The organism is Okeania sp. (genome assembly GCF_983059655.1).
Map to the genome: position 1 here is coordinate 1 of NZ_CEZPJD010000738.1, position 3,974 is coordinate 3,974.

The 3,974-nt window shown below is 39.7% G+C and carries 5 protein-coding genes; 4 read left to right on the forward strand and 1 reads right to left on the reverse strand.

Annotated elements, in window-relative coordinates; translation table 11 throughout:
- The 3 genes from AC3DU7_RS27595 to AC3DU7_RS27605 form a co-directional block, all read left to right on the forward strand.
- Positions 1 to 622 (forward strand): hypothetical protein (locus tag AC3DU7_RS27595; protein WP_488042459.1); only part of this gene is annotated, 622 nt, incomplete at its 5' end.
- Between the two features lie 136 nt (positions 623 to 758).
- Positions 759 to 1,175, forward strand: coding sequence for a XisH family protein (locus AC3DU7_RS27600; RefSeq protein WP_488042460.1), 417 nt, complete (start codon positions 759 to 761; stop codon positions 1,173 to 1,175).
- Positions 1,163 to 1,495: an element excision factor XisI family protein gene (locus AC3DU7_RS27605; protein WP_488042461.1), complete on the forward strand. Its 333-nt coding sequence runs from the start codon at positions 1,163 to 1,165 to the stop codon at positions 1,493 to 1,495. Before AC3DU7_RS27600 ends, AC3DU7_RS27605 begins: the two co-directional genes overlap by 13 nt.
- A 457-nt stretch (positions 1,496 to 1,952) precedes the next feature.
- On the opposite strand, the gene AC3DU7_RS27610 is transcribed toward AC3DU7_RS27605, so the two are convergent.
- Positions 1,953 to 3,065 (reverse strand): NAD(P)/FAD-dependent oxidoreductase, encoded by a 1,113-nt coding sequence (locus tag AC3DU7_RS27610; protein WP_488042462.1) that lies wholly within the window; start codon positions 3,063 to 3,065, stop codon positions 1,953 to 1,955.
- A 127-nt stretch (positions 3,066 to 3,192) separates the two neighbouring features.
- Between AC3DU7_RS27610 and AC3DU7_RS27615 the strand changes: the two genes are divergently transcribed.
- Positions 3,193 to 3,974: YaaW family protein (locus AC3DU7_RS27615; protein WP_488042463.1), on the forward strand; the 782-nt coding region annotated here is incomplete at its 3' end.

A 3,974-nucleotide genomic window follows, 5' to 3' on the forward strand; every position in this document is an offset into this window, starting at 1 on the left:
TTACAGCGATTTAACATTACCCAAAATCCAACAAGAATTTTCCTTAAAAATCAATGAGCAAGTCGATTTTTTTGCGAATATACCAGAAGTTAAACCAAGCGATTTTCTAAAACAAACATTACAAAATAACTTACCATTAGCCTTAGCAATTAATACAGAAAAAGCCCGTTCTGAAATGATTATTGCCCCGATTTTAATAGAATTTAGAAAAATCCTGAATAATCAAATTAGCCTGTTTTCCGGAACAGAATTTAATGTCGATACTGCTAGAGGATTAAATGGTACTTGTGACTTTCTCATTAGTCTAGACTCAGAACAACTATTTATTAAATCTCCAGTTTTTGCCATTGTAGAAGCTAAAAAAGAAAACTTAAACGCCGGGTTAGGGCAATGTCTCGCAGAAATGATAGCAGCACAAATATTTAATCAACAACAAGGCAATCAAATTTCCATCATTTACGGTGTCGTCACCACTGGAAATATTTGGAAATTTTTAAAATTAGAAAATACAGAAGTTCACATCGATCTAACCGAATACTTTATTAATAACTTAGAGAAAATCATGGGAATTTTATCCCTGGGAATTAATAGTAATTTGCCCAACAAACAGCAAAATTTGTAGATGCGTTAAACGGCAACAATTTAGAATATGAAAAGCAAAAAATCCGTTGTAAGGCATCGTTAAAGAAGAGATTAATTGCTATAATCTTAAAAACAACCCCGGAACTAAACCGAAATCAAACAAAAAAAACGCTATTATGTCAGCAAGAGACATCTTTCACGATGCAGTACGCTCTGCCCTTGAAAAAGATGGATGGATCATAACTCACGATCCTCTATTTATGAGAGTCGGTGACGTTAGTTTCCAAATAGACTTAGGAGCAGAAAAAATCATTGCTGCCGAAAAAGGCGATCGCCAAATAGCGGTAGAAGTTAAATCTTTTGTAGGAGCATCCGAGGTTAAAGAATTTCATTTAGCCCTCGGCCAAATGCTTAACTACCGCTCTGCATTGAGAAAAGCGCATCCAAATCGAATATTATATCTGGCAATTACCTTTGAGGTTTACGATGGCTTTTTTCGTCGCGAATTCGTTCGAGATGTCATCGCCGAACATCAATTAAAATTACTAATTTTTGACCCTAATAAAGAGGAAATTATAACATGGAAAAACTAAATTACCCCGAACTGGTGCAAAAAATTTTGACCGAAAGTTTCTTAGGAGAAGATATCTCTCCAGATACGGAAGTAGAAGCTGTTTTCGATACAGTGCGCGATCGCTATCTAGTCGTTAATCTAGGTTGGGACGATCACAAACGGGTATATGGTACCACAGTTCATGTGGATATTAAGGATGGGAAAATCTGGATACAACAAGATTGTACCGATATCGGCGTTGCCGACGAATTGTTAGCAGCAGGTGTGCCCAAGACAGATATAGTTTTGGGTTTTCAATCTACCTATCGGCGACAGTTTAGCGGGTTAGCTGTCGGTTAGAGCTAACTACTGATTCCATAATTCTATTTATTTTCTAGGCCGAAAAAAGGCGATCGCTATCCTTGAATAAAGAGCGATCGTCCTATTTAGAAAACAATATCACCACTCTTGTTCCACAAAACTATTCAATTGTCTAATCTTCAAATTGTAAACCAGGAACTCTTTCAAAGACAGTAGATGATTTTCTGATTAGAGCATAAGCGTAACTTTTAATCAATTTTTTGTTTGTAGTTGGGCTTTAGCCCAAGCAATACTTATAGCAGTGCTTGAGGGCTATATTTACAAATTGTAGGAACTCCCCAATAGCTAAAATCTTATCTTATAAGCTTTTATTTCCCTATTGCCTGTTGCCTATTGCCTGCGCGCAGCGCTATATATTAGGGCTAAAGCCCAACTACGAACCCAACTATGAAACTGACTATAACTGTTCAACCAAACATGATATAAGTCCTAAAGATTAAATTCCCCTCAAAAAACTTTCCCCTGGTAACGACAAATTCTGTAGTTTACTATTTACCCAATTTGCTGCTGCTAACCCAGAAGCGAAAGCACCCTTAATATTATCTCCAGCACACCAGTCACCTGCACCCACTAATGGCAACGGCAATTCTGTAGTCAGACAAGAAATAGCCAAAGGTTGACGACAAAAAGCATAGCGCCACCGATGCACTTGCAACCATTCTGGAGATTTTAACCATGGCATCAATTGTTGTGCTGTACACTCCAGTAATTCTTGCCCTACTGGTTGTAAGTCTTTAGTGTCGAGGTGGGTAGTGGCAAACTTGGCGTTGCTTTGAATAACAAATACAGGTTGAGTAGAATGGGGGCGTTTACTGCTATCAACACCCACCCAGGCGAGATAGTCATCATCAGGAAAAGCGATCGCTCGCCACTCTGGTAAATTTCCCTGTAGAGCTGGAGAATATCCCGCCATCACAGTAATACAGGGATCATATTCCACCAAACGCAAATTATTGAGAAATTCCGGTGGCGTTTCCGCAACAGGTTTTTCTAAAATCATTAATGCTTGAGGTGCTGGAATAGCTACAACAACAGCTTTCGATATTACTTCTGTAGGTTTTTCAGTCGCAGCATCATTAGTAACTTCCAGACTCAGATGCCAATTTTTCTTCACTGTTGGATGCATAGTTTCCACTCGCCTACTAAACCAAACCTCTAAATTTTGGGCAAGAAATTTACCCACAGAGTTCATTCCCTGGGGCGCAATATAACAATCTTTAGCCAGAGGAAGTATTAGCCCCTGGGGTTGAGTTAGTTCATAAATTTTATCAGTCCAAAGTTGCAGAATGTGCTGGGAAGAAAGGCCATTTTTTTCTCTTTCTAGATAATTAATTAATTGTTGCAAAAATTTACCTTTGGGTTCGAGGTAACGTAGCCCATGATCTACACGAGTTCCTGATACTCGGCGAGTTGCCATCCGTCCTCCCGCTCCCCGAGATTTTTCCAGTACCACCACCGAATAACCAGCCTGCTGGAGTTGTTGAGCGCAGACTAAACCAGCCATACCAGCACCAATTACTGTAACATCAAATTGTTGCGATCCCATCATGATTTTCCTGGCGACAATAAATAGTTATGTTATAATTATCTGGCACTCAACCCTAATTCGGTAATTTGCCTTTCAAACTAGAGTAAAATAACTAAGTCATGCTTGGTGGGTGTGGAGGAATGATAAGTTGAATGAACTAAGAGCAGCACTAGAATTAGCAACAGAAGAGGAGTTACAACAGTTAACAGAACTTTTGTTTGGGCGTGGGATCAATCCTTTGGATTATTTCCAGACTCCTCTACCCATAGATGTACAAAGTCGCGATCGCGATGCCTGGTTAGATGCCTTAGAGCAAAGATTTTGTTATCTGGTGGCAGATGGGATGACAGTATTGCGAGGGCGGACTCAACAAATAACCTATCGGCAAGCTTTAATCAAAGTTTGTCGCTATCTGAAAATTTCCTACTCTCAAAAGCTTTCAACTATAGATTTAGAGGCAGAGGTATTTCTCCATGTTTTAGGTCAGGCATGGAAACGCCTACCAAAATCAGAACAAGAGGTTTTAAGCCAAAGTATATGTCGATCCCTGGCCGAATCTAATGTGCCTCAGCCCTTACCAATATTAATACAAAAAAATCCATTAAGTTTACTATTGAAAGGTGGTAGTGCTTTGGCTGTGAGTTCGATTTTGAAACCCATTTTACTCAAGGAATTTGCCCACCAGTTTGCTATTCATTTTGCTAAATATCAAGTGACAAAAGCAGCATTAGTTAGGGGTGGGGCAACAGCAGCAGCTCAGTTTCAAAGTCATATAACTATGCAGATGGCTAATCGAGGTATGGCCATAAGTGCAGCTCGTTATGGGGCAGCGCGGACAGCTTTAGGGTTTTTAGGCCCGATGCTCTGGACTTGGTTTTTGGCCGATTTGGGTTGGAGAGCGATCGCTACAAATTATGGCCGTGTGATTCC